This is a genomic window from Ruegeria sp. CE6 (genome assembly GCF_056537485.1).
Window position 1 is genome coordinate 1,661,716 of record NZ_JBQFRR010000001.1, and the last position, 25,905, is coordinate 1,687,620.

General features: G+C 58.2%; 34 protein-coding genes. 13 read left to right on the forward strand and 21 right to left on the reverse strand.

All coding sequences use genetic code 11. The annotated features are described in order from the left end of the window. Nucleotides 1-138: 138 nt before the first annotated feature. The 4 genes from ACR0DK_RS07940 to ACR0DK_RS07955 are packed head-to-tail and all read right to left on the reverse strand — an operon-like array spanning nucleotide 139 to nucleotide 3,047. A complete protein-coding gene (locus ACR0DK_RS07940; RefSeq protein ID WP_480735563.1) occupies nucleotides 139-1,038 on the reverse strand; it encodes an OmpA family protein in 900 nt (299 codons plus the stop codon). Then, complete coding sequence (locus ACR0DK_RS07945) at nucleotides 1,035-1,592, reverse strand: peroxidase-related enzyme (RefSeq protein ID WP_480735565.1); 558 nt, start codon at nucleotides 1,590-1,592, stop codon at nucleotides 1,035-1,037. Before ACR0DK_RS07945 ends, ACR0DK_RS07940 begins: the two co-directional genes overlap by 4 nt. A gap of 25 nt (nucleotides 1,593-1,617) precedes the next feature. After that, nucleotides 1,618-2,328 carry a GNAT family N-acetyltransferase gene (locus ACR0DK_RS07950; RefSeq protein ID WP_170636559.1) on the reverse strand — a complete coding sequence of 237 codons (711 nt, stop codon included), beginning with the start codon at nucleotides 2,326-2,328 and terminating at the stop codon, nucleotides 1,618-1,620. Next, entirely contained in the window at nucleotides 2,325-3,047 is a 723-nt protein-coding gene (locus ACR0DK_RS07955) for a molybdopterin-binding protein (RefSeq protein ID WP_170394779.1), read from the reverse strand. Before ACR0DK_RS07955 ends, ACR0DK_RS07950 begins: the two co-directional genes overlap by 4 nt. A gap of 51 nt (nucleotides 3,048-3,098) precedes the next feature. Between ACR0DK_RS07955 and sfsA the strand changes: the two genes are divergently transcribed. Both sfsA and map read left to right on the forward strand, forming a co-directional pair. Continuing rightward, on the forward strand, nucleotides 3,099-3,800 hold the full coding sequence (gene sfsA / locus ACR0DK_RS07960; protein WP_480735568.1) for a DNA/RNA nuclease SfsA: 702 nt from the start codon (nucleotides 3,099-3,101) through the stop codon (nucleotides 3,798-3,800). A 109-nt stretch (nucleotides 3,801-3,909) separates the two neighbouring features. Then, entirely contained in the window at nucleotides 3,910-4,722 is an 813-nt protein-coding gene (map, locus tag ACR0DK_RS07965) for a type I methionyl aminopeptidase (protein ID WP_480735569.1), read from the forward strand. On the opposite strand, the gene ACR0DK_RS07970 is transcribed toward map, so the two are convergent. Genes ACR0DK_RS07970 through ACR0DK_RS07985 form a run of 4 tightly spaced genes read right to left on the reverse strand, consistent with a single transcriptional unit; the run spans nucleotide 4,710 to nucleotide 7,317 of the window. Continuing rightward, on the reverse strand, nucleotides 4,710-4,889 hold the full coding sequence (locus ACR0DK_RS07970) for a hypothetical protein (protein ID WP_170394788.1): 180 nt from the start codon (nucleotides 4,887-4,889) through the stop codon (nucleotides 4,710-4,712). The genes map and ACR0DK_RS07970 overlap by 13 nt on opposite strands. 25 nt (nucleotides 4,890-4,914) lie before the next feature. After that, a complete protein-coding gene (locus ACR0DK_RS07975) occupies nucleotides 4,915-5,550 on the reverse strand; it encodes an HAD family hydrolase (RefSeq protein ID WP_480735572.1) in 636 nt (211 codons plus the stop codon). A 1-nt stretch (nucleotide 5,551) separates the two neighbouring features. After that, nucleotides 5,552-6,109 (reverse strand): 16S rRNA (guanine(966)-N(2))-methyltransferase RsmD, encoded by a 558-nt coding sequence (gene rsmD / locus ACR0DK_RS07980; RefSeq protein WP_480561937.1) that lies wholly within the window; start codon nucleotides 6,107-6,109, stop codon nucleotides 5,552-5,554. After that, on the reverse strand, nucleotides 6,106-7,317 hold the full coding sequence (locus tag ACR0DK_RS07985) for an NAD(P)/FAD-dependent oxidoreductase (RefSeq protein WP_223117218.1): 1,212 nt from the start codon (nucleotides 7,315-7,317) through the stop codon (nucleotides 6,106-6,108). The genes rsmD and ACR0DK_RS07985 overlap by 4 nt, the downstream gene beginning before the upstream one ends. Nucleotides 7,318-7,416: 99 nt before the next feature. On the opposite strand from ACR0DK_RS07985, the gene ACR0DK_RS07990 reads away from it, so the two are divergent. The 4 genes from ACR0DK_RS07990 to ACR0DK_RS08005 all read left to right on the forward strand — a co-directional run bounded on the left by ACR0DK_RS07990 (nucleotide 7,417) and on the right by ACR0DK_RS08005 (nucleotide 8,947). Continuing rightward, a complete protein-coding gene (locus ACR0DK_RS07990) occupies nucleotides 7,417-7,902 on the forward strand; it encodes a peroxiredoxin family protein (RefSeq protein ID WP_170408529.1) in 486 nt (161 codons plus the stop codon). A gap of 103 nt (nucleotides 7,903-8,005) precedes the next feature. After that, nucleotides 8,006-8,251 (forward strand): glycine zipper 2TM domain-containing protein, encoded by a 246-nt coding sequence (locus ACR0DK_RS07995; RefSeq protein WP_170466621.1) that lies wholly within the window; start codon nucleotides 8,006-8,008, stop codon nucleotides 8,249-8,251. Nucleotides 8,252-8,262: 11 nt separating this feature from the next. Then, nucleotides 8,263-8,610, forward strand: coding sequence for a penta-EF hand family protein (locus tag ACR0DK_RS08000; protein WP_170626752.1), 348 nt, complete (start codon nucleotides 8,263-8,265; stop codon nucleotides 8,608-8,610). 28 nt (nucleotides 8,611-8,638) lie between these two features. Further along, complete coding sequence (locus ACR0DK_RS08005) at nucleotides 8,639-8,947, forward strand: hypothetical protein (RefSeq protein ID WP_170664287.1); 309 nt, start codon at nucleotides 8,639-8,641, stop codon at nucleotides 8,945-8,947. On the opposite strand, the gene ACR0DK_RS08010 is transcribed toward ACR0DK_RS08005, so the two are convergent. The 4 genes from ACR0DK_RS08010 to ACR0DK_RS08025 are packed head-to-tail and all read right to left on the reverse strand — an operon-like array spanning nucleotide 8,930 to nucleotide 11,687. Beyond that, on the reverse strand, nucleotides 8,930-9,235 hold the full coding sequence (locus ACR0DK_RS08010) for a 4a-hydroxytetrahydrobiopterin dehydratase (RefSeq protein WP_170394812.1): 306 nt from the start codon (nucleotides 9,233-9,235) through the stop codon (nucleotides 8,930-8,932). The two genes, ACR0DK_RS08005 and ACR0DK_RS08010, sit on opposite strands and share 18 nt — an antisense overlap. Further along, nucleotides 9,232-10,419 (reverse strand): GNAT family N-acetyltransferase, encoded by a 1,188-nt coding sequence (locus ACR0DK_RS08015; protein ID WP_480735577.1) that lies wholly within the window; start codon nucleotides 10,417-10,419, stop codon nucleotides 9,232-9,234. The genes ACR0DK_RS08010 and ACR0DK_RS08015 overlap by 4 nt, the downstream gene beginning before the upstream one ends. Before the next feature lie 45 nt (nucleotides 10,420-10,464). Next, nucleotides 10,465-11,235, reverse strand: coding sequence for a glycerophosphodiester phosphodiesterase family protein (locus ACR0DK_RS08020; protein WP_480735579.1), 771 nt, complete (start codon nucleotides 11,233-11,235; stop codon nucleotides 10,465-10,467). Next, nucleotides 11,232-11,687, reverse strand: a complete 456-nt coding sequence (locus ACR0DK_RS08025; RefSeq protein ID WP_170394820.1) for a RidA family protein — start codon at nucleotides 11,685-11,687, stop codon at nucleotides 11,232-11,234. The genes ACR0DK_RS08020 and ACR0DK_RS08025 overlap by 4 nt, the downstream gene beginning before the upstream one ends. Before the next feature lie 297 nt (nucleotides 11,688-11,984). Between ACR0DK_RS08025 and ACR0DK_RS08030 the strand changes: the two genes are divergently transcribed. After that, nucleotides 11,985-12,800 (forward strand): MlaA family lipoprotein, encoded by an 816-nt coding sequence (locus ACR0DK_RS08030; protein ID WP_170408533.1) that lies wholly within the window; start codon nucleotides 11,985-11,987, stop codon nucleotides 12,798-12,800. Continuing rightward, nucleotides 12,790-13,398, forward strand: coding sequence for an MlaC/ttg2D family ABC transporter substrate-binding protein (locus ACR0DK_RS08035; protein ID WP_480735581.1), 609 nt, complete (start codon nucleotides 12,790-12,792; stop codon nucleotides 13,396-13,398). Before ACR0DK_RS08030 ends, ACR0DK_RS08035 begins: the two co-directional genes overlap by 11 nt. A 59-nt stretch (nucleotides 13,399-13,457) precedes the next feature. Here the strand turns inward: ACR0DK_RS08035 and ACR0DK_RS08040 are convergent, their stop codons facing one another. From ACR0DK_RS08040 to ACR0DK_RS08060, 5 genes are all read right to left on the reverse strand, one after another. After that, a complete protein-coding gene (locus ACR0DK_RS08040; protein WP_170408535.1) occupies nucleotides 13,458-14,267 on the reverse strand; it encodes a methyltransferase domain-containing protein in 810 nt (269 codons plus the stop codon). A 108-nt stretch (nucleotides 14,268-14,375) separates the two neighbouring features. Beyond that, nucleotides 14,376-15,473 (reverse strand): ABC transporter ATP-binding protein, encoded by a 1,098-nt coding sequence (locus ACR0DK_RS08045; RefSeq protein ID WP_480735584.1) that lies wholly within the window; start codon nucleotides 15,471-15,473, stop codon nucleotides 14,376-14,378. A 5-nt stretch (nucleotides 15,474-15,478) separates the two neighbouring features. Then, nucleotides 15,479-16,378 carry a carbohydrate ABC transporter permease gene (locus ACR0DK_RS08050; RefSeq protein WP_480591558.1) on the reverse strand — a complete coding sequence of 300 codons (900 nt, stop codon included), beginning with the start codon at nucleotides 16,376-16,378 and terminating at the stop codon, nucleotides 15,479-15,481. Next, complete coding sequence (locus tag ACR0DK_RS08055) at nucleotides 16,371-17,243, reverse strand: carbohydrate ABC transporter permease (protein ID WP_039543053.1); 873 nt, start codon at nucleotides 17,241-17,243, stop codon at nucleotides 16,371-16,373. The genes ACR0DK_RS08050 and ACR0DK_RS08055 overlap by 8 nt, the downstream gene beginning before the upstream one ends. 57 nt (nucleotides 17,244-17,300) lie before the next feature. Continuing rightward, nucleotides 17,301-18,545, reverse strand: coding sequence for an ABC transporter substrate-binding protein (locus ACR0DK_RS08060; protein WP_170514081.1), 1,245 nt, complete (start codon nucleotides 18,543-18,545; stop codon nucleotides 17,301-17,303). Nucleotides 18,546-18,762: 217 nt separating this feature from the next. Between ACR0DK_RS08060 and ACR0DK_RS08065 the strand changes: the two genes are divergently transcribed. After that, nucleotides 18,763-19,500 (forward strand): response regulator transcription factor, encoded by a 738-nt coding sequence (locus ACR0DK_RS08065; RefSeq protein WP_170408540.1) that lies wholly within the window; start codon nucleotides 18,763-18,765, stop codon nucleotides 19,498-19,500. Next, nucleotides 19,497-20,939, forward strand: a complete 1,443-nt coding sequence (locus ACR0DK_RS08070; RefSeq protein WP_223117222.1) for a sensor histidine kinase — start codon at nucleotides 19,497-19,499, stop codon at nucleotides 20,937-20,939. The genes ACR0DK_RS08065 and ACR0DK_RS08070 overlap by 4 nt, the downstream gene beginning before the upstream one ends. On the opposite strand, the gene fliP is transcribed toward ACR0DK_RS08070, so the two are convergent. Genes fliP through fliF form a run of 4 tightly spaced genes read right to left on the reverse strand, consistent with a single transcriptional unit; the run spans nucleotide 20,940 to nucleotide 24,130 of the window. Next, entirely contained in the window at nucleotides 20,940-21,668 is a 729-nt protein-coding gene (fliP, locus tag ACR0DK_RS08075; RefSeq protein WP_480735587.1) for a flagellar type III secretion system pore protein FliP, read from the reverse strand. Continuing rightward, a complete protein-coding gene (locus ACR0DK_RS08080; RefSeq protein ID WP_170394848.1) occupies nucleotides 21,665-21,952 on the reverse strand; it encodes a FliM/FliN family flagellar motor switch protein in 288 nt (95 codons plus the stop codon). Before ACR0DK_RS08080 ends, fliP begins: the two co-directional genes overlap by 4 nt. Continuing rightward, nucleotides 21,945-22,541, reverse strand: a complete 597-nt coding sequence (locus tag ACR0DK_RS08085) for an ABC transporter ATP-binding protein (RefSeq protein ID WP_170802617.1) — start codon at nucleotides 22,539-22,541, stop codon at nucleotides 21,945-21,947. The genes ACR0DK_RS08080 and ACR0DK_RS08085 overlap by 8 nt, the downstream gene beginning before the upstream one ends. Further along, nucleotides 22,541-24,130 carry a flagellar basal-body MS-ring/collar protein FliF gene (fliF, locus tag ACR0DK_RS08090; protein WP_480735590.1) on the reverse strand — a complete coding sequence of 530 codons (1,590 nt, stop codon included), beginning with the start codon at nucleotides 24,128-24,130 and terminating at the stop codon, nucleotides 22,541-22,543. The genes ACR0DK_RS08085 and fliF overlap by 1 nt, the downstream gene beginning before the upstream one ends. A 119-nt stretch (nucleotides 24,131-24,249) precedes the next feature. On the opposite strand from fliF, the gene ACR0DK_RS08095 reads away from it, so the two are divergent. The 3 genes from ACR0DK_RS08095 to ACR0DK_RS08105 are packed head-to-tail and all read left to right on the forward strand — an operon-like array spanning nucleotide 24,250 to nucleotide 25,859. Beyond that, nucleotides 24,250-24,747 (forward strand): flagellar basal body-associated FliL family protein, encoded by a 498-nt coding sequence (locus ACR0DK_RS08095; protein ID WP_480591566.1) that lies wholly within the window; start codon nucleotides 24,250-24,252, stop codon nucleotides 24,745-24,747. Nucleotides 24,748-24,756: 9 nt separating this feature from the next. Further along, nucleotides 24,757-25,269 carry a hypothetical protein gene (locus ACR0DK_RS08100; protein ID WP_480735592.1) on the forward strand — a complete coding sequence of 171 codons (513 nt, stop codon included), beginning with the start codon at nucleotides 24,757-24,759 and terminating at the stop codon, nucleotides 25,267-25,269. Then, a complete protein-coding gene (locus ACR0DK_RS08105; RefSeq protein ID WP_480735593.1) occupies nucleotides 25,266-25,859 on the forward strand; it encodes a MotE family protein in 594 nt (197 codons plus the stop codon). The genes ACR0DK_RS08100 and ACR0DK_RS08105 overlap by 4 nt, the downstream gene beginning before the upstream one ends. The last annotated feature ends 46 nt before the right edge of the window (nucleotides 25,860-25,905 follow it).

Below are 25,905 nucleotides of genomic sequence, written 5' to 3' on the forward strand. Positions count from 1 at the left end.
TCCCAAAGCATGGTGACTGGTGGGACTGCCTGCCAACAGGCCTGATGGCAAGACAGACGCACCGATTAGCTGCAAGTGTGCATCAGGCCGCGCCATCAGGGCAAGGGGGACACAGGGCGTCCGCGGTGCTCGCGCCTGTTAGTTGACCAGCAACACCGCCTCGACCCGGCGATTGAGATCGCGGCCCTCGGGCGTAGCGTTAGAGGTGATGGGCGCAAGATAGCCTACGCCCTGCGCCTCGATCCGGTCGGCGGCAACACCGTGCGCTTCGATCAGGCGCGCACGCACGGCTTCCGCCCGTTTGGTGCTGACCGCAATATTGGCCTGCAATGCGCCCGTATCATCCGTGTGCCCTACCAGCGCCAAACGGGTCGAAGGATTGTCGGCCAAATAGCCCGCAAGCAGCGCCAGCGAGGCAAACGGCCCTTCGCCCAGCGCGACTTCGCCGGTGCGAAAGTGCAGGTCATCAAGGATGACATGTCCGGTACTGCTGAGATCGTTTAGCAACCCGGCAGGGCCCTCAACAGTTTCCTCGATCACAAGTGGCTGCGCAGGCTGCGTACCTTGCGGGGTTACCCGGATCATCTGCACATAGCCATCCGGCGGGTTGCGGCTGACCAGCAGGCTCAGCACTTCGTCACCGCGGGAGGCGGATAGAAAACGGTAATCGTGGATCGCCACATACATGTCAGGCGTCGGCACCACTTCGGTGCCAAAGCGGAAATCGAACCCGCCACAATTGCGTGCCTCGCATTCAAACGCGATCTCGAAACCTTGCGCCTGAAGCTGATCCCGAAGCGGTGCAAGAATTTGCAGCGTCGTGCTGGACCCGGCCTGCAGACGCCATGTTAGCCGCTCGACACGCCCTTCGACAGTGCGGGATGGAACTGCGCCGTCGGCAAACACGCCGGTTGGCAGGTCGTAGCTGTCCAATGCACTGGTGCGATCCGAAATCTGCCGGGCGCTGGCGGGCAACGTCAGTTCCTGCGCCTGCACAGGCACGGCCAAAAGGAGGCTAAGTAACAGGAAACGGATCATCGGAACTGTGCGTGATACTCGGGGTTCGGGACCATGGCAGTGGCACTGGCCACGCGGTTGGTCATATTGAAGAAACCAGTGACATTGGCAATGTCCCAGATATCGCGATCCGAAAACCCGACATCACGTAAAAGCTGGCGATCGGGCTCTTCGATTGTGGTGCTGGCGGTGGTCATCTTGGCTGCGAAATCCAGCATTGCACGTTGGCGCGCGTCCAATTTGGCGACGCGGTAGTTCATGACCAGCATCTCACCCAGCTGCGGATCGCCCGAAAGCTGCCGCACCGCAGCGCCATGAGCCACGAGGCAGTAGAAGCATTTGTTGATCGAGGACACCACGACCGCAATCATCTCGCGTTCCAGCTTGGTCAGCCCGCTATCGGCCAGCATCAGATCATTATACATCGAAGTGAAGGCATTCAGCTTGTCGATATCGAAGGCATAGGCGCGCAGGACATTCGGCACCATTCCCAGTTTCTCAACACAGATATCAAAGTATTTCTGCGTCTCTGACGGTAGTGGGTCCACCATTGGCAGATCCAGGGCAGTGGGCATGTCCTGTTTGGTCAATTCGTCCTCCTCAGACGCGCTGGCGATAGTGGTATTCTCCGACGATCTTCATCCCAAGCGAGTGGTAGAGGCCATTGGCCCCCGCGTTCGCCTTGGTACAGATCACGCTAAGCGTCTGCGCGCCATTGTCCAGCGCCCAAAAGGCCGCGGCGCGCATGGCCCACTGGCCCAACCCCTTGCGGCGGTGATCCGGTAGGATTTCCAGCGCGTGAACCATTGCGATACCTTCATGGATCGCCACGAAGCCGGTTCCTGCGGGCTGATCGCTGTGGCGCAACAAAAGGCCGGTCTTTGGGCCCGGTGCCCGGTACATGATCGCAATCCGTTCGGGGCCGATACCGCCCTGCGCCCAGATCTCACGCATGATGGCCAGCGGTTCCCAGATGTTGAAAACAGTCACGCGCGGGATCGGGATATCGGTCAACTGCTGCGCCGGGCAGGAATAGATATTAACCGGATCAAGGATGTCGTAGCCGCGTTGCGCAAGCATTGCATCCAGCGCCTCATCTCCGGGCCGCAGGCAGAAGATGCGTTTTTGACCCATCGCCTGCATGGCGCTTTCGGCCGCATCGATATCGGCGCTGGTGACGTCCCCGGTGCGATTGGCGGCAGAAACGCGTGAACCTCCGCCCTGTCCTTGCCGCAGTCGAAATGGGCCTTGCGTTTGATAGCCGGCGGCAGGCCATGTGCCATCGACAACGGCGGCCCAATCGGGATTCAAAGCTCGATCTCTTTCGCAAGGCGGGTCATGGCGGCATCGATCCGTCCACCCTCGGTGCCGCGCACGACGACGTTGGCTCCGAAGACGCCATTCGTCTGAAACGGATAACAGCCGATCGAAAGATCGCCGAAGTCTTTGGCCAGTGCGGCCAAAGTTGCTGCAATATCGCCTTCACCCCGATCCACACGCAGCGTCTGCGACAAAAGCGGGCTACCTCCGATGAGCGAAGGCAGAACACTCGCAACCATGGCCTGAAAAACCAAAGGCACCCCGGCCATGACATGGACGTTGTTGATGGTAAAGCCGGGCGCGGTCGAGACCGGGTTGTCGATCAATTCGGCCCCTTCCGGAATACGCGCCATGCGCAGGCGAGCGTCGTTCAGCTCCAGCCCGGATTTCTCGTAATGCGCCTCAAGCAATGCACGCGCGTCGTCGCGAACATCGATATGCACGCCAAAGGCACGGGCGATGCAATCGGCGGTGATGTCGTCATGGGTCGGACCAATACCACCACTGGTAAACACATGGTCATGGGCCTCTGATAGCGCCCTTACGGCTGCCTCAATCGCGGGTGCATCATCGCTGACAATGCGCACCTCTTTCAGGTCAATGCCGTGTTTGGTCAGCTCTCCAGCCAGATAATGCATATTGGCATCGCGGGTGCGGCCCGAAAGGATCTCATCCCCGATCACCAACATTGCAGCGGTTGGATTGGCCATGACGCGCCCTCCCTCTTGATCGACCGTTAGGGCAGGTATAGGCCCTTGGCCATGCGATTTGAAACCCCCCTTGTCCCCGCTCGACTGATCCGCCGCTACAAACGCTTTCTGGCAGACTGCAGGCTGGAAGACGGGCGCGAGGTGACAGCCCATTGCGCCAATCCGGGCTCAATGATGGGGCTGGCAGAACCGGGTGAGAAAATCTGGCTGGAGCCCAACGACGATCCGAAGAAAAAGCTGAAATACGGCTGGCGGCTGGTCGATCATGAGAACGGGCATTTCACAGGGGTCGACACATCAGTCCCCAACAAGGCGCTTCGGTTGGCGCTCGAGGCGCGTGAAATCCCCGAGCTGGCCGCCTATGAAACCATGCGCCCCGAGGTCAAATACGGTGAAAACAGCCGTATCGATTTCCTGCTGACTGGGCCGGGCCTACCCGATGCTTATGTCGAGGTCAAAAGCGTCACCCTCTCACGCCAAGCGGGCCTCGCCGAGTTTCCCGACAGCGTCACCGCACGCGGCACCAAACATTTGGGCGAACTGGCAAAGATGGCCGTACAGGGCCACCGGGCGATCATGCTATATTTGGTGCAAAGGACCGATTGCAATCGGTTTGCACTGGCCGATGATATTGACCCAGCCTATGCGGCGGCGTTTGAGGCGGCGATAGGGGTTGAACGCTTTGTCGTTGGAACTCGGATCACGCCCGAAGGCGTCTGGGTTGAGCCCGCTCGGCAATGGGGCACGGGCTAGAAACTTCTTTGATAGACCCTATTTACTAGTTGAAAACTGAGCCCTCTGGTACTTTCTGCACAAGCAGCGTAAAAGAAGTGCTGCGTGAAATATTTGGAGTCCCGCACCGATGAAAGAACATCGTGGCCGTCTGACCAAAGACGGTATCCGCATCTATGAACAGAGTGACTTTGCCGGCATGCATGCGGCAGGGGCGCTGGCTGCGCGGATATTGGATGACATTGCTGAATATGTTTTTGCCGGCCAGACCACCGGTGCGATTGACGGGCTGATCACTCAGATGGTCGAGGATGCAGGTGCGGAATCGGCAACCATTGGCTACAAGGGTTATCAGCACGCCAGCTGCATCAGCGTGAACCACGTGGTGTGTCACGGCATTCCGGGTGACAAAAAGCTGAAGGATGGCGACATTCTGAATATCGACGTGACCGTCATCGTTGATGGCTGGTTCGGTGATACGTCGCGCATGTATGTGGCGGGTAAATTGCCGCGCAAGGCCGAACGGCTGATTCAGGTGACCCACGACGCACTGTTCAAAGGTATCGAGATGGTCAAGCCGGGCAATACCTTCGGCGATATCGGCCACGCCATTCAGGCCTATGTCGAGGCGCATCGGATGAGCGTTGTACGCGATTTCTGCGGCCACGGTCTGGGCAGGGTGTTCCACGCGCCACCAAATGTCCTGCACTATGGTCGTCCGGGTACCGGAGCTGTGTTGGAAGAGGGCATGTTCTTTACCATCGAGCCGATGGTCAATCTGGGGCGTCCTGAAACCAAGACACTGTCCGATGACTGGACTGCCGTGACCCGCGACAAATCGCTGTCGGCGCAGTTCGAGCATTCGGTCGGTGTGACCGCAGATGGGGTTGAGATTTTCACCTTGTCACCGGGCGGCAAATATCACCCGACCTATTCGTCCTGATCGGTCGCCTGATCGCGTAATAGCTTCAGCAGCAAGGTTTCATCCCGCCACGGGATGACCGCGTCGTGAATGAACACCGGCGCGCGCATCGGTTTGGGCGGAGGCCCAGTTGTGGTGTCGGCGTCTTTCGAAAAAGCCCAGAGCGGAGGTGTGATAGCGCGGTCCATGGACCAAGCATAACACGTTTATGGCTCAAAGTCCCAAAAGCTTGGGCGCATGTAACATGTCGGAGAACACTTCGGCCCCTAGTTCTTCCAATCGCGCACCATCATCATGGGCCGCGTAGCCCAGGCAGCGCATATTGGCGCGGATTGCTGCGGTGACACCGTTTTCGCTGTCTTCGATCACAACCGGCACCGTTGCGCCGAAATGCTGTGCAGCGGTCAGGAACAGGGTCGGGTCGGGCTTGCCCGTTCCAAGCACCTGAGCCGAAAACATCACATCTTGAAAACGCTCCCAAAGACCATTCTGGCCCAAAGTGATCTTCATTTTCTCAGGCCGCCCATTTGAGGCGACACAGTAGAGAATGTCGCTTGCATCCAGTTGCGCCAGCAATTCACGGATACCCGCGACCAGAGGCGTGCCTGCTTTCAGCGTCTCGTAGATTTCCGCATAGATTTGATCAGTCCAGTCATCCGGCAGATCAGCCCCCAGCTCGCGCGCCTTGTCGCGCACACCGGTCATGGTGCCGCCAACAAACAGGGACATGCATTCGGCTAAGGACAAGTGCAGGCCATGGCCAGCGAGATTGTCGACCATGACCTGATTGGACAAAACCTCGCTATCGACCAGAACGCCGTCGCAATCAAAGATAACCAGATCGTGCATCTCAGCCCCCTGTGCGCCACATCAGCGAGATATGCGTGTCGCCATATTTCCGCGCGTCGTGCAGCGTGAAGCCCTCGGGCGCGAGCATGGGGGTGCTTTCTTCCCAGACGATCAGAGCGTCATCAGACAACCAACCACCTTGGGTAGCCGCGGCCAGTGCCCTTTGACCCAGAGCTTTTCCGTAAGGCGGATCCAGAAAAACCAGATCACAAACAGTGCCCGGGTTTTCGCCCAAACGGGTCGCATCCCGCCGGATCAAAGTGGTCTGGCTGGCGCTTCCGGTCAGGGCGATATTCTTGCGGATCAGACCCTGCGCGACCCTCCCATCATCGACAAACGTGACGTGGGACGCGCCTCGAGACAGCGCTTCAAGTCCCAATGCACCGGTGCCCGCAAACAGGTCGAGAACCTGCAAGCCGTCGAAGTCGATCTGATGATTTATAACGTTGAACAGGCTTTCCCTTACCCGGTCAGTGGTCGGGCGAAGATGCGCACCGGCATCGCCTTTGCCAACCGAAGTCAGAGCCCGGCCCCGGAAGTCTCCGGCGATGATCCTCACGCTTTGAGCAGCGGTTTCAGGTCCGCTTCTGGGTCGGCAACAACAGCCGGATCAGCGGTCTTGCCCGCATCAATCAGGCGTTTGCCGACCATATAAGCGCGCGGGTCATTCATCGCGTCGACCGCGATCAGCTGATCGCCCTTGTAGTACCAGAAGGACACCGTCGCGCCCTCACCCTTGCGAGTCACCACACGGTCATAGCCGGTATTCAGCCCGGCGATCTGCAGCTTGACGTCATACTGATCGGACCAGAACCATGGCGTTGCAGTGTAATCCTTAGCCGCGCCCAACATGTTCTGGGCCACGATCTCGGCCTGATCAATGGCGTTCGGCACGCTTTCCAGGCGGATACGGCCTTCGCCATGCGGGAACGACGCGCAATCGCCCGCCGCCCAGATCGACGGATCTGAGGTGCGGCCATGGGCGTCGGTCTTGATGCCGTTATCCAGCTCTAACCCGGCTATTTCAGCCAATTGAATCGACGGCGCGATGCCGACGCCAACCACGACGAAATCCACCTCAAGCTCGGTGCCGTCGGTCAGAATAGCACCCTTCACTTTGCCGTTTTCACCAACCAGACGATCCAACCCGACGCCCTCACGAATGTCGGCCCCGTATTCGGTGTGCAGCGTGCGAAAGTAGTCGCTTGTCTCTTTCGCCGCAACACGCTGAAGGATGCGGTCGGCCATCTCGACCAAGGTCACCCTGACCCCGCGCTTGGCACAAACGGCGGCGGCTTCAAGCCCGATATAGCCGCCACCAACGATCAGCGCGCGGGCGCCATCCGATACCCGAGGTTCCATCTCGTCGATATGGGCGAGATCTCGCACCACATGGACACCCTCAAGATCGCCCCCGATCGCTGCGGGCAGGCGGCGTGGGTCGGACCCAGTGGTCAGCGCCAGTTCATCATAGGTGATCACCTCATCGCCGAGGGTCACCGTCTTGGCCTTTGGATCAATCGCCGTCACACGTTGACCCAACCGTAGGGTGATATTGTTTTCGGCATAGAAGCTCTCGGGCCGCAAGAACAGGCGCTCCAGCTCCATCTCGCCCAACAGGTAAGCCTTGGACAAGGGCGGGCGTTGGTAGGGCAAATGCGGCTCGGCTCCGATCAGGGTGATGTCACCTTCGAACCCGTCCTTGCGCAGCCGTGCTACCAAAGAAGCACCGGCCTGCCCTGCCCCGATCACGACAATATGGCTCATGTTTCGCTCACCCTGCAGAATTCACGTGGTTACTTTGTTTCGACCACCTATATTGCGGCAAAGCCCGACTCTGCAAATCCAAATGACAGGAGCGTAAAAATGATTGCAACAGGTGACATGCTGCCCGAGGCCACGCTGATCCAGATGGGTGCCGAAGGCCCCGAGGAGGTTCGGATTTCAGACAAGACCAAAGGGCGCAAGGTTGTGATCTTTGCTGTACCCGGTGCGTTCACCGGAACCTGCACAACCGCTCATGTACCAAGCTTCATGCGGACCAAGGACCAGTTCGATGCCAAGGGTGTAGAGGAAATCATCTGTATCTCGGTCAACGACCCTTTCGTGATGGGCGCCTGGGGAGAAAGCACCGGTGCAACAGCGGCCGGGCTGACCATGCTGGCCGATGCAGCGTCCGAGTTTACCAAGGCCATCGGCATGGATTTCGACGCCCCGCCCGTAGGCCTGATTGCACGCTCCAAACGCTATGCAATGCTGGTTGAAGACGGCAAGGTTGTGGCGATGAATCTGGAAGAAAACCCCGGTGTCTGTGAGGTCTCGGCTGGTGAAGGCCTGCTTGATAGTATCTGATCCCTGTCGGCCCCGGTTTGACCGGGGCCACGTGAAACGCATTTAACTTGATGCAACGCCCCGATGCGCCAATACTTGGCCCATACAACTGGAGAGTTCATTGATGCGACTGAAATTTCTTACATTGTTTCTTGGCACCGCCGGGGCCCTGGCGGCGTGCGGACCTGCACCCACACCCCAACAACAGGCTGCGCGACAGCACGAGATCGCCTGCCTGAGTGGTACCATAGGCGGCGCCCTGATCGGTGGAGTGATCGGCAATCAATTTGGCGGTGGTTCAGGCAAGACCATCCTGACGGCGGCGGGCGCCGCTGCGGGTGGCGTGTCTGGCGAACGTTACGCGTGCTGAGGAGATTTGAGATGAAACGAGTATTAATTATCACCACCGTATTCGTGATGGCTGCTGCTGCAAACGCAGAGACTGTCGCAGAACTGCACGAGGCCGAGTTGAATAACATCGACACCAACAATGACGGCTTCCTGTCCAAGGACGAATTCAACGCCTTCTCGGACTATGCATTTCAGGCAATGGACGAAGACAAGAACGGCACTCTGGGCCTGAGCGAAGCAAAACCGTTCTTGGATATCAAACAGTTCGAAGCCGTTGACCGGGATGGCGACAGTCTTATCTCAAAGGCAGAGTATGTCAGCCAGATGCAGAACGATTTTGACGCTGCGGATAAGGATGGCAACGGTCTCTTAGATTAAACGCCAACTTGGTTGGCAGGAGCGTGTCATGAATAAATGGATCTGCCTCGGTAGCCTGGTGGCTTTGGCCGCATGTGACGTACAGCAATCCCCGGTGATCAGCGGCCCTGATGGTCAGGTGCAGATTCAGATCAATACCAGCGGTCTGACCTGTTATGAAAATCGGTGTCTCGACATCAATCCGGCGGCCCGCAGCGTGCGGTCCATCGGCACCCGTACGATCAGAATTCCGGGCAATATCAATGTCAGCGACGGCACGATCACTCCGGCAGAATTCAAGCAGCTGGGAACGGCAACATTGCTGGCCGGTGGGACGGGTTCACGCGGAGACCGTTAGCAGGCTGTCCATCTTACGCGCCAGCTTGGCGTCTTGTGCAGACAGACCGCCAACATCATGGGTCGACAGGACCACCTCTACCGTGCGGTAGACATTCGACCATTCGGGGTGGTGGTTCCATTTCTCGGCCCAGATCGCCACCTGCGTCATCCAGCCAAAGGCGGCGACAAAATTATCGAAGATGAAGGTCTTGGTGATCGCATCGCGGTCTTCGACCATGGTCCAGCCATTTCTGAACAGCGGGTCCAGCAGCGGGCCGCGGGTCTCGGTTGACAGAAGTTCGGTCATTGCTGTTCCTCCGGGTTCGATTTCCTGAACGGACCATAATCCGTCAGAATCTCGATCTCTTCTCCCACTGCGTGGGACTCGGCGTCCAGATATTTCTGAACCGCATCAGCAAAACCCGGATCGCCAACCCAGTGCAAGCTATGCGTGCGGGTTGGCAGATAGCCGCGCGCCAGCTTGTGCTCGCCCTGCGCACCGGCCTCAACCCGCGCCAGACCTTCCGCAATGGCAAAGTCGATCGCCCTATAATAGCACAGTTCGAAATGCAGGCAGGGGTGATGTTCGACACAGCCCCAATACCGGCCATACAGCGTTTCCCGCCCGACAAAATTTAACGCACCGGCGACGGGGTATCCATTACGTTCGGCCAACACCAAGGCGATGTCATCCGTCATGGTTTCCTGAGCGATATCAAAGAATTGTCGCGTCAGGTAGGGCGAGCCCCATTTTCGCGCGCCGGTATCCTGATAGAACCGCCAGAACGCGTCCCAATGCTCGGGTCGCAGATCATCGCCGGTGATTGTTCGAATCTGCCCACCGAAATCACAGGCCTGCTTGCGTTCCTTCTTGATATTCTTGCGTTTGCGCGAGGACAGCGCAGCCAGAAACTCGTCAAAATCGGCGTAATCATCATTGAGCCAGTGAAACTGCTGCGAGTGACGCACCATCAGGCCCATCTGTTCCCCTGCCAGCGCCTCGGCCTCGGTACAGAAGGTCGCGTGCAGGGAAGAAATTCGATTCTCGGCGGCCAGTTGCACCGCTCCTTGCACCAGCGCCGAGATCCCGACAGCATCGTAGCCGGGTCGCACCAAAAAACGCCTGCCAGTCGCGGGTGTGAAGGGCACCGCGATCTGCAGCTTGGGATAATATCGCCCGCCCGCGCTTTCATAGGCATGAGCCCAGCTATGGTCGAAGATGTATTCACCCTGGGAGTGCGACTTGGCAAACATCGGGGCTGCCGCAATCAGCATCCCGTCCAGATAGGCTGTCAGGTATTGCGGCTGCCAGCCAGTACCACGCCCGACCGAGCCGCTTTCTTCCAGGGCATGCAAAAACCGATGTGTCGTGAACGGATCAAGCGGTCGCCCGCCATCGGCAACCTCAGGGCAGGCGCAACTGTCCCAGTCGCTCGCGGAAATCTGCGAGACCGATGTCAGAACCCGAACCTCAATCTGTGCCTGATCCATATCCCCTCCGCGCTGCACCTTTATCTGTGATCGCGCGCGCCGGGATCAAGCGGGATGTTCGGCCAGATAGCCTTCGAACGTAACATTATCGGCAACCTTGCGTGCCTCTGCTTCTTGTTCAAGCGAACGCACGGTCCAGCACAGGATCGGCACACCCTGTGCCTTCAACTCAGCGACCCGGGGGCGGTCAAGATCGATGACTTCATGGCTGATAAAGCTGGCTCCAACGCGGTCGAAATCCGGGATGTTGCGCAGATGATCGCAGACGGCTTGCGGCAGAAGCTCGACCTTGGGCTCATAAGAGCTGGTAACGAGACCGCGCGGCAAATGTGGCGCAAGGCGTGCAATCTCTGCGACTGAATGCGGGTTGAACGACATCAACGCGACCGGGCCTTCATAGTCTTTCAGTGCGCTTACAACATCTGCTTCCAAAGCGCCGATATCGGGGCCCATTGCACCATCTTGATCCTTCAGCTCGATGAGCAAGGGCACCCGTCCTGCAACAATGGCCAGCACCTCTTCCAGCGAGGGGATACCTTCACCGTCAGAATGCAGAAGCGTCTGGGCCCGCGCTTGTGTCTCGGTGATCTGTTGGATCGGTCCGGGCTGCCCGGTCAGACGTGTCATGTCATAGTCGTGAAACACCATGGCCCGATTGTCACGGGTGTGTTGCAGATCAATCTCGACCCCATAACCGGCGTCTATTGCGGCACGAATGGCGGCCCGGCTATTCTCGGGCCGCTGATCAGAAATGTCATGCAGCGCGCGATGTGCTATCGGGCGCTGCAGGAACTCAGACGGAAGGGACGGTTTCATTGAACCTCGAAAATACCCTCGATTTCAACGGCAACACCCAAAGGCAATGAGGCTGCGCTGACGGCCGAGCGCGAATGACGACCGGCGTCGCCCAGCGCTTCGACCAGGAAGTCGGAGGCCCCGTTGATCACCTTCGGCTGTTCTGTGAAATCAGCGGTCGAGTTTACAAAACCGGTCAGCTTGATCACGCGCACCAGCTTGTCGATATCGCCACCACAAGCCGCTTTGACCTGAGCCAACAGGTTGATGGCGCAGACTTTGGCTGCAGCGGCGCCTGCCTCAACATCCATATCATCACCGAGCTTACCAGTGATCAGATCATCCGCCTTGGAGATCTGGCCCGACACGTAGACAATGTTGCCGATGCGCACGAAAGGAACGTAGTTCGCTGCCGGAGCAGGTGCGTCCGACAGGCTGACACCCAGGCTGTCCAGTTTTGCTGCGATGCTCATGTGGATTATCCTCATCTCATAGTGATTCCGCGCGGACGCTAACCGGGAAAACCTGTTTCCGAAAGCGTGAAAGCGGGATTTTTCCCATTGCCTGCAAACTGGGCAGGTCTTCTCTTATTCAGGAAGTGTTGAATTCGTGTCACTTTACGTCGCCCCATCGGCTGAGGTAAACGCGAGTTGTTGTTTCAAATCCTGCGCGAAACCTCTATGTGAGACCAATTGCGCCACCAAGGGTGCAAAGGCTGTATTGATTGAAGGCCCGGATACCGCTGGGCAATTTTCGGAGTAACGAAGACAGTGCCAAGTTACATTCGTCTGAAGCACCTGATCATATTCGGCATCCTGACGGTCCTATCGGCATGCGCGACGCAGCCTCAGGACGCAGCGGCGCGGGGTGAGATTTTTGACCCCTATGAAGGGACCAACCGGGGCATTCACAAGTTCAATCTGGGTGTGGACCGATTCCTGTTCCGACCGGCCTCGAAAGGCTATGTGAAGATCGTACCAGATCCGATGGTTACCAGTTTCAATCACTTTGCCGAAAACCTGACGATGCCCGGGCAGGCGCTGGACTATCTGCTGCAAGGCAATCTGAAACAGTCCGGCAATGCGCTGCTGCGCTTTCTGATCAACTCGACCGTGGGCGGCTTTGGCCTGTCAGCCCCGGCCGATGAGCTGAACCTGCCGCCTGTTGATACTGATTTCGGCGAAACCCTGCATGTCTGGGGCGTGGGCGAAGGTGCTTATGTGGAACTGCCCTTCTACGGCCCGTCCACCGCGCGCGATGCGGTCGGCGTTGTGGTCAACCTGTTCTCGAATCCGATCAACTTTAGCCCGACCCGCCCGGTCGACAATATTGGTGTCTATGCCGAGGTCGTGCGGCGGATGGGAGATCGCGGTCGGTTCTCGGATACAGTTGATTCGATTCTGTACGAAAGTGCAGACAGTTACGCGCAAGCGCGCACGATCTACCTGCAAAATCGCCGCTTTGAACTGGCAAGGGATGATGAAGACGCCTATCTGGGTCTGTATGACGATCCCTACGCCACCACCGGGACCGACCCTGTCAGAGACCCCTATCTTGACCCGTACGAGGACCCCTATGCCGAATAACCTGTTGAACCGACGCCGTTTTGTGGCCACCGCCCTGACCGGGATGACAGTTGCCGCATTGCCTCTGCCCGCGTTCGCGCTGACCGAAGCGCAGGCCAAACAGCTGGTCAACAGCGTTGTGGCCGATATCACGCGTATCATTGACTCGGGTAAATCCGAAAATGCCATGCTGCGTGATTTTCAAAAGATCTTTGTGCAATACGGTGATGTGCCGATCATGGCCCGCTATGCGCTGGGGGCGGATGCACGCACAGCCTCATCCGCACAGCTGGGTCAGTTCACCAAAGCGTTCGAAGGCTATATTTCGCGCAAATATGGTCGCCGGTTCCGCGAGTTCATCGGCGGTGAGGTCACCGTGCGTAACGCGCGCAAGATCAAGACCGGATACGAGGTCAGAACCTCGGTCAAATTGCGCGGCTCATCCCCGTTCGAAGTGACATTCCTGGTGTCCGACAAATCGGGTCGTGGAAAGTTCTACAACATGTTCATCGAAGGTGTGAATTTGTTGCTGACCGAGCGCACAGAGATTGGCGCAATGCTGGATGCGCGCGGCGGCGACCTGAATCGCCTGATCAAGGATCTGAAAAAGACTGGCTGATCAGAGGTATTATCCTACGCCGGCCACCGCTCGACCCGTTCGCGCGGTGGCTTTTTTGTTCAGGTTGCAGGCTTGCGCGCGATCTGGCTGACATAAGACATGTAGCCAAAAAACGTGCTTGCAGACACACGCGCCCGGGCCTCGGATTTCAGCGCCTGTGCCGTTTCAGGCGCCAACAACCCGGTCTCGGCCATTCGATCCGCACCACGGTCGATAACGGTCAGAAAGTAAGTCGCCTCTCCTTCGGCCACATAACCGTGTCCCCGGCGACGGCCCAACTCAAAACCTGCTTGAGAGAGTGCACCGCCAATCTGGCGCATGATCCAGAGGTTTGTGACGTTCTGATTGATCATGAACCGAATGAGTTGATCCAGAGGATCAAAATCGGCAATCTGCGCTGTGGCGGTATCGTAGTCCCCATCGCAAATCGCAAATATCCCGCCCGGTTTCAGTATCCGAAAGGCCTCGGAAACCACATCTTCGGGGCCGGGTACATGGCACAACAGTGTATGCGCCAGAACAAGGTCTGCTGAGCTATCTTCAAGCCTGGTTGCCTTTGCATCGCCGGTTTCAAAAACAAGATTGCTCTCGCTGGCGAAGCTGTTTCTCGCACGTTCGACCATAACCGGTGAGGGCTCAATGCCGAGCGCGCGCTCCACCCCGCCAACTGACAGCAGCTCTTGCGTGATGTGCCCGGTGCCTGAACCCAGCTCAACCGCGAACCCGCCCTCAGGGACAATCAGATCACTTAGATAGCTATCCCTGATATCTTTCTGCGCCGGCTCCAGACACCGCGCTTCCATAGCTTCGGCGATACGCTCTTGGACCGAGATATCCTGCCCGGCCAGATCGGAATACGGATCGGACATAGCGCGACTCCCTTCGCTACGTCCCAAGATAGCATATTTCAAATTAACCGGCCAAAACCGACCGTGATTGCTATGGCCCACCCCGGGTTGGTGCGGGCCAACGGCAACTTAATTCAGCCGTTCACCCGTTTCCTTGGCAAAGTAGGACACCTTGCTCATGTCGAACGCCAGGTTCAGCAATTGACCGGCCTGCGCGCTGGTTTCAGCATGCAGCCGCGCCGTGACCTGCTTGCCACCCAATTCCGACACCACATAGGTATCTGCCCCTGCGGGTTCGACCATATCGACCATGCAGGCGGCTTCCTGCACGCCTGCGCCAGCGCGGAACCCCGCCTCGGCGATATCTTCAGGGCGTAGACCAAGGATGACATCCTGCGGCAGAGACAAGTCGCGTGCATCGTTCAGAACCAGCGTTTCACCGGATTCGCGCGCGATCGAGATTTGCGTCCCCGAGCCATTGTTCGATGCCTGTGCCGGGATCAGGTTCATCGCAGGTGAGCCCATGAAATCCGCCACAAACAGGTTGGCCGGGTTGTTGTAGATCTCAGCCGGAGTACCGATCTGCTGCACGACCCCGCCTTTCAGGACTACGATCTTGGTGGCCAGCGTCATCGCTTCGATCTGGTCGTGGGTAACATAAACTATGGATGCGCCCAGTGTCTGGTGCAGCTTCTTGATCTCGGTCCGCATCTCGACCCGCAGCTTGGCGTCAAGGTTCGACAGCGGTTCATCGAACAGGAACAGCTTGGGGTCGCGCACCAACGCCCGGCCCATCGCGACCCGCTGACGCTGACCACCCGACAGTTGGCTGGGGCGGCGGTTCAGCAATGGTTCGATCTGCAGCAAGGAGGCGACGTCTTTCAGCTTGGCTTCCTGCGTGGCCTGATCGACCCCGCGCACTTTCATGCCGAAGGTGATGTTCTTGGCCACCGACATGGTCGGGTACAAAGCGTAAGACTGGAACACCATCGCGATGTCGCGATCCTTGGGGCTGACATGGGTCATGTCGTTGCCGCCGATGGACAATGTGCCACCGGTGATCTCTTCCAGTCCCGCAATGCAGTTCAGCAGCGTAGACTTACCGCAGCCCGAGGGGCCGACAAGCACCAGGAAATCGCCCGGTTCAATCGAGATGTTGATGTCTTTCAGAATCTCGGTCGCGCCGTAATTCTTGTAGAGTTTGTTGATATCAAGGATGGGAGCCATGGGTCTTATCCCTTCACTGAGCCAGCGGTCAGGCCGCGGATGAAATACTTACCGGCAACGACATAGACGAGCAGCGTTGGCAGCCCCGCGATGATCGCGGCGGCCATGTCGACGTTGTACTCTTTGACGCCGGTGGTGGAGTTTACGATGTTGTTGAGCGCAACAGTCACGGGCTGTGTCCCTGCCTGGCTGAACGACACGCCAAACAGGAAGTCGTTCCAGATCTGCGTGAACTGCCAGATCACAGTCACCACGATGATTGGTAGCGACAGCGGCAGGAAGATCGACCAGAAAATTCGCAGGAAGCCTGCACCGTCGACACGAGCGGCCTTGGTCAGCTCGGCCGGAATGGTGACATAGTAGTTGCGGAAGAACAGCGTGGTGAAGCCCAGCCCGTAGATCACATGGACAAAGATCAGGCCCGGAATGGTACCCGCAATCCCCATCATACCCAGCAGACGTGCCATTGGCAGCAGAACAACTTGGAACGGGATGAAGCAACCGAACAGCATCAGCGAGAAGATGATATTGGCCCCTTTGAACCGCCATTGCGCCACGACATAGCCGTTCAGCGCACCCAACAGGGTCGACAAAAATACCGCAGGCACCGCGATCAGAACCGAGTTCCAGAAATAGGGTCGCAAACCTTCACACTGGATACCGGTACAAGCGCCGGACCATGCGGTTTTCCAGGCGTCGAAGCTGACCTCTCGCGGCAGCGAAATCAGGCTGCCGGTGCGGATTTCCTCAAGGCTTTTCAATGAAGTCGTCAACATCACGAAGAGCGGCATCAGGTAATACAGTGCAAACAGGCCAAGCAGGATATAAAGCAACCAACGCAGGGCAATCTTGCCCGTAGCGCTTTGGGTGCGGGTTTGTGTTTGGGGCATCGACAGATCAGTCATTTTTCGCCCTCAGCTCTGAGTAAAGATAGGGAACCACGATGGCAAAGACGACCAGCATCATGATCATCGCGGACGAGGCTGCTTGACCAATATCGCCGCGCGAAAACGCCATGGCGTACATGTAAGTAGCGGGCAGATCGGTTGCGTAGCCCGGACCGCCACCAGTCAGGGCGATGACAAGGTCGAAGCTTTTGATTGCGAGGTGCGCCAGCACGATGAAAGCAGACAGGAAAATCGGGGCCATCGAAGGGATGATGATCGCCGTATAGATGCGCCAAGTGGGGATACCATCGACCTGTGCGGCCTTGATGATCTCGCCATCGACCGAACGCAAACCGGCCAAAAACAACGCCATGACGAAGCCGGAACTCTGCCAGATCGCGGCGATCACGATAGTGTAGATCGCATAGTCAGGGTTCACCAGCCAGTCGAATTCGAAATTCGGAAAGCCCCACCCCTGCACCATGGATTCGATGCCCAGGCCCGGGTTCAAAATCCACTTCCACGCCGTACCGGTCACGATCATCGACAACGCCATCGGGTACAAGTAGATCGTCCGGATCGCGCCTTCGACGCGGATCTTCTGATCCAGCAGGATGGCCAGCAACAGGCCCAGTACCATCGCGATCACGATGAACAGCGCGCCAAAGATATACAGGTTGTTGATCGCCGTATCCCAGCGGGGTGAGTCGAACAGGCGTTCATACTGAATGAAGCCTTTGATCTCGTATTTCGGCAGTAGTTTCGATCGGGTTAGCGACACCCATGCGGTCCATCCGATAAATCCGTAGACAAAGATCAATACGGCGATGAACGACGGTGCCAGCACCACCTTGGGCAGGTGGTTTTCCAGCCATTCGGACATTTTAGCCTCCGGGGAAAGATGCTCTGCCCCTCACTATAGGGGGCAGAGCGTATTGGATCAGTAGCTGTTTGCTACCGCGTCCGCCAGTTGCTGAACCGCGTCAGCCGAGGACATATCCGAGTTGAAATGTGCGGTTACAACATCCGTAATCGCACCGGCCTGCGACCCGCGCAGCGCCATGCCATGGGCATAAGACGGCAGCAGCGAACCGCCTGCCGAGGTCGAACCCATATCTTCGGCCGAGATCTGCGCGCAGATGTCGAACGCATCCAGCGCCACATCAGTCCGCGCAGGGATCGAACCCTTGTTCAGGTTGAACACTTCCTGGAATTTCGGCGCGACGATCAGCTTGGCCAGCAATTCCTGACCAGCGCGGTTGTCGTCACCTTCCACTTCGAACATGGCGAAGCTGTCGACGTTGTACAGATATCCGTCGCCGGGGGTCGAGGCACACAGGAAGTCTTCGCCGGGCTTCTTGCCAGCCGCCAGGAATTCGCCCTTGGCCCAGTCACCCATGATCTGGAAAGCTGCTTCGCCATTCATCACCATGGCGGTGGCAAGGTTCCAGTCGCGGCCTGAGAAGTTTTCGTCCACATAACCGCGCAGGGTGCGCATCTGGTCAAAGACCTGCACCATGGTGTCAGAGGTCAGCGCCTCGGGGTCGAGATCGACAAAGGCTTTCTGGTAGAACTCGGGGCCACCCAGACCCAGCGCAACCGCTTCGAACACTGTGGCGTCTTGCCACGCCTGGCCACCATGGGCCAACGGGATCACTCCGGCAGCCTGCAGTTTTTCGGCAGCGGCGTTGAACTCTTCCCAAGTTGTGGGCATTTCAATGTCGTTGGCGGCCAGAACGTCAGCATTGGCCCAGATCCAGTCGATGCGGTGCACGTTCACAGGTGCTGCGCACCACGTACCTTCGCACATCATGTGGCCTGCAATCGATGCTGGCAGCACATCGGCCCAGCCTTCGGCTTCTGCCACGGATGAAATGTCTGCCAAAACGCCCTCTTCATACCATTCCTGAATGGCAGGTCCTTTCAGCTGAACAGCAGTCGGCGCGTTACCCGCAAGAACCCGGGCCCGCAGCGCAGTCATGGCCGCATCGCCGCCGCCACCTGCGACCGGCATATCGGTCCATGTGCCGCCGTTCGAGGCGAACTCTTCCTGCAGAACCGCGACCGATTTCGCCTCACCACCGGATGTCCACCAGTGCAGAACTTCGGCCTTTGGTTCAGCCACAACAGCCGACCCGGCCACTACGGCCAAGGTCGACACGGTGGCAAATGCAAAACGCTTCATTTTTTGTTCTCCTCCCTGAGAATTCGGTGCCACCCCAAGGGCGGCCATAGGTGATATAGCGCTAACGGATTGCCGCATGGCAACGCAGAATGCGATGCAATATCCTGACAAGGTGGAAATTTTCACCGCTTTTGTTACCCCGTGTTACGTTGGCCTTGAATCCGTTTCCATTCGTTACAATTGGCGGCGATGGAGAACCCTGAGGAGGAGAAACAGAGTGGGCATTCCCCGGCTCCTGGTGGTGGACGACGATTCGGAGATGCGGTCGATGATGACCCAGTTCTTTCAGCAGAACGGGTATATTGCTCTGCCTGCCAGTTCCGAAAGTGAAATACGCACGCATCTAACCTCGGGGCGGATCGACCTGATCCTGTTGGACGTGATGCTGGGCGATGAAAACGGCGTCGAGATCTGTGCCCGGTTGCGGGCCGAACAGGATGTACCGATCATTCTGGTATCGGCCCTGTCGGCGGATCATCAGCGCATGGCAGGATATGAGGTTGGAGCAGACGATTACATCGCCAAACCATTCAACCCGCAACTGTTGCTGGCCCGCGTCCGTGCGGTGATGCAACGCGCCCGACGCACGCCTTCGCTGGCATACCGCCGCCGCACGCGCACCTTTCACTTTGACGGCTGGGTCTTTGACGGCAAACGGGACGAGGTGCATTCGCCCGAAGGCTATCTGGTTTCCCTGTCCCAACGGGAGACCGCCCTGCTGAAGGTTTTGCTGGCGAACCCGCATATTCCGCTGACCCGTGATGAGATCGCCGCCGCACTGGATGTAACCGGTGAGGCCGACAAGCCCGAGGCGCAAGGCCGTGCCATAGATATGCTGGTGGGGCGGTTGCGGTCGAAAATCGAGGCCAATCCAAAAGACCCCCAGATGCTGCGCACCGAGCGCGGTGTTGGCTATCTGTTTACCGCGGACGTTATGGTGGATGAGGACGCATGACCCTGCGCCTGCGCAGTTTTGGCTGGCTCTGGACCCTGTCCGCCTTTGTCGCGGGGCTGGTCGCTGCCGGGATGTGGTTCACCTCGGCACAGGCGTGGAACCGGTACCAGACCGCAGCATTTGTTGCTGGTTTCACCATATACGAAGACTTGCGAACGGGGATGGCGCCGCCACCCGGCCTATTGATCAACCCATTGCCAACCGAGGCAGCCGCGCTTGCTGATAGTGGAGCGTTCCAGCAAATGCCCGGCTTTGCGGATCGCCGCTTTGTCACCAATCTGTCGATCCTGACCGACAGTTCAGCCCCCCTGAGTGGCCGCGAATTGACGCTTGCGGTGTTATCGGATCGACTGGTCTATCCGGTTTCAGACATCGTATCTGGCAGCGATCAGACCGGCCCCGAGAAGATGGGGAACCTGACCCGCCTGTTGGCCACATATTGCAGCGAACCTATCCTGATCGCGCAATTCGGGCGCGGGGTCTGGCAGCAAGTCGACGGCACCGCAATCTGGGGCTGTAAGGCTGCGCCGGTTGATCTGCGTTTGCCCGCAATATTGCTGGGCATTGTGTCCTTGGCGGTGCTTCTGACCTCGGTCGGGAATGTTTCTGACAGTTTCGCACGCTTTGCTCAGGCACTTGGTGACCGCCGACGTCGCGGCGGGCCGCAAAGCTATGACGCGGACGGGCCTGAAGAGCTGCGCGATATCGTGACTGCGGTGAATGATCACCTCGATGCCGAACGTGCGCAGCTTGAGAAACGCGCCATTGTACTGTCGGGTGTCAGCCACGATCTGGGGACCCCTGCAACCCGCGTCCGGCTGCGTGCGGCGCTGATTCCCGATGGCGAGTTGCGCGAAAAGCTCGAGGCCGACGTGGACCAGATGACCGGCATGATAGAAAGCGTGCTTACTTACACGCGATCGGAACTCAGCGTCGAGGAACCGCGCCAGATATCGTTGACCTCGCTGGTTGAATCGCTTGTGGCCGATTATCAGGATATGGACCGGCCTGTGTCGTTGAAAGCCGTTGATCCGGTTGTCGTCGAAAGCGCGTCGTCTGTTTTCATGTCACGCCGTGGGCATGCGTCGCTACCGGAAACGCGGCGCATCCTGGTGACGGGTCAACCGATCGCATTGAAACGAGCGTTGTCCAATCTGATCGATAATGCCCTGAAATACGGTCGTCACGCCGAGGTTGAACTGGAAACTGATGCTCAGACCGCCACGATCGTCGTCGAGGACAAGGGCACCGACCTATCGGTCGCGGATATCGAGGCGCTACTGGCACCGTTCCAGCGCGGATCAAACATCGGATCTTCGGACGGGTTCGGATTGGGCCTGACAATTGTCAGCACCGTTGCCGAACAACATGGCGGAACGCTGAGTTTCGAGGCCGGAGATCAGGGTCTGCGCGCCCGACTACAGATCACACGGCAATAGTCATGGCGCATAGTTGCGCACCAAGGCGCTGGCGATCAAGGCCCAGCCATCAGCGATGACGAAAAACGCCAATTTGAACGGCAGCGAGACCGTAGCCGGGGGCACCATCATCATTCCCATCGACATCAAAACCGCTGCGACAACGAGATCGATTATCAGGAAAGGCAGGAAAATCAGGAACCCGATCTGAAAGGCCCGCGCGATTTCCGACAACATGAAGGACGGCATCAGCACGGATAACGGGGCTTCGGGCGATAGTTGGATCGCAGCACCATCCGGGCGCAGGTCTGCCATGGCCTGAAACGTGTCTGCATCAATACGCGCTGCCATAAAACTGCGAAACGGCACCAGCGCGCGTTCCAGCGCAGGCTCTACGTCAAGCGTTTCCTCGACCATCGGCTGAATCCCTGTCTCCCACGCCTCGGTAAAAACCGGCTCCATGACGAAATAGGTCAGAAACAGCGCCAAACTGACGATCAACATGTTTGGTGGTGACTGCTGCAAGCCGATTCCTTGCCGCAGGATCGCCAAAACCGTGATCAAAAACGGGAAACAGGTGATCATGATCGCCAGTCCCGGTGCCAGGCTGAGCACCGTGATCAGCAAAATCAACTGGATGGTCCGGGCCGAGATCGACCCGCCCTCGCCCAGGGACAGCGACAGTTCTTGCGCCGCGCCACCGGAGGGTATGACCAGCAAAAATGCCAGCCAAAACAGGTGGCGCATCATCCGATCCCGTTCTGCAGATCCGAGATTTCGGTCAGCCGTACCGCCAGTTGCCCGGACTGATCGCCCTCCATCTCTTCCAACAGACCGCGCGCGACCAATTGATCCCCGACATAGAGGTCAACCGGATCCTCGATCCGCTTGTCCAGTGTCAGTACGGCATTTTCACCCATGCTCAACAGGTCACGGATCAAAGGCCGCGCACGCCCGACCGAGACGGTGACTTCGATCGGAACAGTCTCGAACGGGTTGGGTTTTTCGGGTTTCGGTGGTTGAGGATCACTCATTTGACAAAGCCTCTTTTGCTTCAAACAGATATGCGTCGAACGCTGCAGCAATGGATGAGAGCAAGGCAGCGCAGTCCACCTCGCGTTGGGCGATCCCCACCTGCAATCGCGCCTGTCCCGGCTGGAGCGAGACATCCTCGATAACCTGGGGACGCGGCGAGATATCCTGCGGCAGCATCGCCTCGACCTGATCCGAAGTGCCCGCCGGAACAGTCAGCTGCAGTGGCTGGCCGACCTGCTCACGCGCCATGTCGCAAAGCTGCTCGGTCAATCGCTTCGCAAAGCCATGCTCGATCGTCTCAGGCAGAATAGTCTGAACCAGGCTGTGGAACATCGGTTCCAGCGACAGGGTCATGCGGGTCAATGCTTCTTGATAGGTAAAGGACAGGTCGGATAACGTCGCCGACAGATCGGAGCTTAGCTGTGTGCCAGTCTGTTCCTGCGCCTGAACCGCATCTTCCCAGCCCGCCCCATAGCCTTGTTCAAATGCAGCAAGCCGCTGTTCTTCCAGTGCGTCTTCATCCAGTAGATGTACGGCCACCCCAGCCGCAGGGGCGGTGAAGTCTTCAAGAAGATGAGCGATCGACATCACACCTTCTCCTCGCCTTCTTCAAGCCAGCTGCGCAGGATCTCTACCGTCTCTTCCTGCTTGTCGCCGATCATGGCGCGCAAACGGTCGACAGGATCTTCCCCTCGCGCAGCGGCAATCGCCGGAACATTCGGCTGCGCCGCATCCGCGAGCGGTGCAAAGTCCGGCGCATCTGCGGTCGCAATTTCCCCGGTCAGGGAAGGCGCTGGGGCGACCTCGACCGGTGCACCTGCTGGCAGCAGCGCCGATGCCGCAGATTTCGTCAGAATTGGCCGTATCACAAACAGACCCAAAACAAGGGAAACCAGCGCCAAAACCACCATCTGGATTAGCGACATAGCGTCGATATGCATGTTCTGCCAGATCGACCCCGACACCAACTCGCCCTGGGGTTCAACCATGGGCAAGTCGAGCGATTTCAGTGTGATGACGTCGCCGCGTTCAGCATCAAACCCGACAGCTGAGGCCACAAGCTCTTGCAGCGCATCAAGCTCAGGCTGCGGCATGGGTTCGAAATTCTCGACCCCATCTGCACCCACCGTCCGCACGCCGTTTACCAGCACGGCAACGGTCAGGCGTTTGATGGCGCCCGGCGCGCGATGAACTTCCAACTCGGTCTCTGACACCTCATAATTCACCCGTTCCCGGGTCTGAGTGGCATTCGAATTGGATTCATCGCCTCCGGCCCCGTCGCCATCCGGCAGATTCGACGCCACTGTCACATCCGCTGACTGATTACGCGCACTGTCCGACCGTTCTTCAACATCTGTGCTGATCGCAACACGGCCTTTGGGGTCAAAGCGACGTTCCCGTATAGACTCGGTTTCGGTCACCGTATCTACGCTGACCTCAACCACCGCGTTGCCGGCCCCGACCCGGGCTTCGACCAGACGCAGGACTTTCTCACGCAATTGGCGCGCCTTATCATCTGCAGTATCGGCTGCCACCGCCGTGTCCTGCGCGCCAATCACGGCCCCGTTTGAATCAATCACAGTGACGTTTTCCGGTGCCAGCCCGCTAACCGCCGACGCCACTAAAAACCGGATCGCCTTTGCCTGATCTCCGTTAATCGGTGCACCCGACGGGACCAGATAAACCGAAGCGGTTGGTGCTATGCTGCGCTGAAACGGGTTGGAGGAGCTGTTGGCGATGTGCACCCGGGCCTTGCTGACATGCGGGCTGCCCACGATCGTGCGCGCCAGCTCTCCTTCTTTTGCGCGCCAATAGGCGGCATCAAACATCTGCGACGTAGTGCCAAAGCCGCTGAGCGAATCCAGCAGTTCGTAACCGCGATTGCCGTTCGCAGGCAGGCCCTCGCTGGCCAAAGTCATCCGCAACTCATCCCGCTGAACGCCGGGGACGTAGATCGAGCCACCCCTTATTTCATAGGTCACACCACGCTGGTCCAGCGCCCGCACGATTTCCCCTGCCGCACCGCTTTCGAGCCCCGCATAAAGCAGCGTCATCGACGGCGCTGTCACAATCCGTGACATCGCAAGCACACCCAGAAACACCAGTGCCACGGCACCGGCCACGATAATTTGTTTGCGCCTGTCCAAACTTGCCCAGACAGTTCCGATCTGCTGCACGCTTACCTCCGACTCACCGACATTCTGTGCGGCTCTGCCCTTGTTTGGACGATTGCCCTTAACAATCGGTTAGTCCCTGAGGGGTTATGACGGTTGCCGAACAGATTCATGAGGACGGCATGACCGACGCAACTGCAGATGAGGCGGAAGCCCCTAAAAAATCAGGGAAAAAAGGCTTTCTGCTTGGGCTGATTCTGGCTATCGCGGGCGGTGTTGGCGGCTATTTCATAACTGCATCCGGCCTGCTTCCCATAGGTGGGTCCGAGATGGTGAAAGAGGCCAAAAAGAAAGGCGAAGACGCTTCCGTAAAGGCACTTCCCGATGTGAAATTTGTCGATCTTCCGCCGGTGATCATCTCGGTCAAGTCAGATGATTCGCGACATTTGAAATTTCACGCGCAGCTTGAAGTGAATGCGGGCTACGCCGCCGAGGTTGAAAAGATGCAGCCGCGAATCATGGACGTTCTGAACAGCTATTTGCGCGCCCTTGAGTTAACCGATCTGGAAGATTCTCTGGCTTTGATGAGGATCCGCGGACACCTGCTACGACGCATTGGGATCGTCGTGGGCGAAGGCCGCGTGCGTGACGTTCTGGTCATGGAATTTGTACTGAATTAGGAGGCGATGGTGGAGTTGATTGCCGATATTCTGCTGGTTGCGGGCGCTCTTGGGGCTGGTCTGTATTGTTTCGTTCTGTCGCGACGCCTGAAGCGGTTTACCGATCTTGAGAAGGGTGTGGGTGGCGCCGTTTCCGTGCTGTCCTCGCAAGCAGAAGAGTTGCGAAAATCGCTGGATAGCGCGCGTCAGGCTTCGGGTGATTCCGGCACCGCGTTGCAGACGCTGACCGAACGGGCGGAAACCGTCGCACAACGGTTGGAGCTTATGATGGCCTCGATGCACGATGTCGTTCAGGAAGAGCCCTCTGAGCCGGACGTTCCCATGGATCAGCCAGATGACGCACCTGCTGAGGACAGGTCTGAGCAGCCCGGCGAAGCACAAGAAACTGCATCCGATCCGTCTGGTGAACCAACTGAGGTCTCGACTGAGCCATCGGAAGCACCACCAGAGCCGCCCGCAAAGAAACCAGAAGGCCTGATGTTCTTTCGGCACGCCGCTCCATCTGGCGGAGCAGCGAAATGAGTCGCAACCGGGCAAAAGCGCCTGATCGCCGAGCGCGCGGCGGTGTTCTGACCGTCATTTCCTTGCTGATGGTCGGCTCTGCGATTATTCGCATCGGGCTTGAGGCCGGGCCTGCACTTGCCCGCGGCGCGGAACCAAACATGGCCTCGCCCGTCGGTGGTGAACGCAAAGAGGCGAATGCGGCAGATCTACAATTGCTGCTTACGGAACTATTACGCCGTGAAAAGACTCTAAACCAGCGTGAAAGCACGATTTTGGACCGGGAACGGGCGCTCAGCATTGCCGATCAGGCGATCGAAACCCGGCTCACCATGCTGGAGGACGCCGAGAACGCTCTGCGTGAAACGGTGGCGATTGCCGAAAAGGCCGCCGAAAACGATCTGACACAACTGACTGACGTGTATCAGAGCATGAAGCCCAAAGATGCCGCCGCGTTGTTCGAAACGATGGACGCGGTATTCGCCGCTGGCTTCCTGTCTCGAATGCCAACTGAAGCTGCCGCTGAAGTTATGGCCGGTCTCAGCCCCGAGGCTGCTTACACCATCAGCGTGATCATGGCCGGGCGCAATGCACGTGCCCCACAGGAATGACCCTCATGGCCATATCTATCTGCACCCTCAACGCTGGAGACCTTTC

What these genes read in the sequence shown, in the direction of transcription:
- ACR0DK_RS08015 (WP_480735577.1), bottom strand. Translation starts at nt 10,419, where the DNA reads ATGGATCAGGCACAGATTGAGGTTCGGGTTCTGACATCGGTCTCGCAG.
- ACR0DK_RS07945 (WP_480735565.1), bottom strand. Translation starts at nt 1,592, where the DNA reads ATGCCCACTGCCCTGGATCTGCCAATGGTGGACCCACTACCGTCAGAG.
- ACR0DK_RS08070 (WP_223117222.1), top strand. Translation starts at nt 19,497, where the DNA reads ATGACCCTGCGCCTGCGCAGTTTTGGCTGGCTCTGGACCCTGTCCGCC.
- ACR0DK_RS07990 (WP_170408529.1), top strand. Translation starts at nt 7,417, where the DNA reads ATGATTGCAACAGGTGACATGCTGCCCGAGGCCACGCTGATCCAGATG.
- ACR0DK_RS08050 (WP_480591558.1), bottom strand. Translation starts at nt 16,378, where the DNA reads ATGACTGATCTGTCGATGCCCCAAACACAAACCCGCACCCAAAGCGCT.
- ACR0DK_RS07995 (WP_170466621.1), top strand. Translation starts at nt 8,006, where the DNA reads ATGCGACTGAAATTTCTTACATTGTTTCTTGGCACCGCCGGGGCCCTG.
- ACR0DK_RS08040 (WP_170408535.1), bottom strand. Translation starts at nt 14,267, where the DNA reads ATGTCCGATCCGTATTCCGATCTGGCCGGGCAGGATATCTCGGTCCAA.
- ACR0DK_RS07955 (WP_170394779.1), bottom strand. Translation starts at nt 3,047, where the DNA reads ATGGCCAATCCAACCGCTGCAATGTTGGTGATCGGGGATGAGATCCTT.
- ACR0DK_RS08085 (WP_170802617.1), bottom strand. Translation starts at nt 22,541, where the DNA reads ATGTCGATCGCTCATCTTCTTGAAGACTTCACCGCCCCTGCGGCTGGG.
- ACR0DK_RS08045 (WP_480735584.1), bottom strand. Translation starts at nt 15,473, where the DNA reads ATGGCTCCCATCCTTGATATCAACAAACTCTACAAGAATTACGGCGCG.
- ACR0DK_RS08010 (WP_170394812.1), bottom strand. Translation starts at nt 9,235, where the DNA reads ATGACCGAACTTCTGTCAACCGAGACCCGCGGCCCGCTGCTGGACCCG.
- sfsA (WP_480735568.1), top strand. Translation starts at nt 3,099, where the DNA reads ATGCGATTTGAAACCCCCCTTGTCCCCGCTCGACTGATCCGCCGCTAC.
- ACR0DK_RS08005 (WP_170664287.1), top strand. Translation starts at nt 8,639, where the DNA reads ATGAATAAATGGATCTGCCTCGGTAGCCTGGTGGCTTTGGCCGCATGT.
- ACR0DK_RS08020 (WP_480735579.1), bottom strand. Translation starts at nt 11,235, where the DNA reads ATGAAACCGTCCCTTCCGTCTGAGTTCCTGCAGCGCCCGATAGCACAT.
- ACR0DK_RS08055 (WP_039543053.1), bottom strand. Translation starts at nt 17,243, where the DNA reads ATGTCCGAATGGCTGGAAAACCACCTGCCCAAGGTGGTGCTGGCACCG.
- ACR0DK_RS08105 (WP_480735593.1), top strand. Translation starts at nt 25,266, where the DNA reads ATGAGTCGCAACCGGGCAAAAGCGCCTGATCGCCGAGCGCGCGGCGGT.
- ACR0DK_RS07985 (WP_223117218.1), bottom strand. Translation starts at nt 7,317, where the DNA reads ATGAGCCATATTGTCGTGATCGGGGCAGGGCAGGCCGGTGCTTCTTTG.
- map (WP_480735569.1), top strand. Translation starts at nt 3,910, where the DNA reads ATGAAAGAACATCGTGGCCGTCTGACCAAAGACGGTATCCGCATCTAT.
- ACR0DK_RS08000 (WP_170626752.1), top strand. Translation starts at nt 8,263, where the DNA reads ATGAAACGAGTATTAATTATCACCACCGTATTCGTGATGGCTGCTGCT.
- fliP (WP_480735587.1), bottom strand. Translation starts at nt 21,668, where the DNA reads ATGATGCGCCACCTGTTTTGGCTGGCATTTTTGCTGGTCATACCCTCC.
- ACR0DK_RS08035 (WP_480735581.1), top strand. Translation starts at nt 12,790, where the DNA reads ATGCCGAATAACCTGTTGAACCGACGCCGTTTTGTGGCCACCGCCCTG.
- ACR0DK_RS07940 (WP_480735563.1), bottom strand. Translation starts at nt 1,038, where the DNA reads ATGATCCGTTTCCTGTTACTTAGCCTCCTTTTGGCCGTGCCTGTGCAG.
- ACR0DK_RS08025 (WP_170394820.1), bottom strand. Translation starts at nt 11,687, where the DNA reads ATGAGCATCGCAGCAAAACTGGACAGCCTGGGTGTCAGCCTGTCGGAC.
- ACR0DK_RS07970 (WP_170394788.1), bottom strand. Translation starts at nt 4,889, where the DNA reads ATGGACCGCGCTATCACACCTCCGCTCTGGGCTTTTTCGAAAGACGCC.
- ACR0DK_RS07975 (WP_480735572.1), bottom strand. Translation starts at nt 5,550, where the DNA reads ATGCACGATCTGGTTATCTTTGATTGCGACGGCGTTCTGGTCGATAGC.
- ACR0DK_RS08095 (WP_480591566.1), top strand. Translation starts at nt 24,250, where the DNA reads ATGACCGACGCAACTGCAGATGAGGCGGAAGCCCCTAAAAAATCAGGG.
- ACR0DK_RS08080 (WP_170394848.1), bottom strand. Translation starts at nt 21,952, where the DNA reads ATGAGTGATCCTCAACCACCGAAACCCGAAAAACCCAACCCGTTCGAG.
- ACR0DK_RS08060 (WP_170514081.1), bottom strand. Translation starts at nt 18,545, where the DNA reads ATGAAGCGTTTTGCATTTGCCACCGTGTCGACCTTGGCCGTAGTGGCC.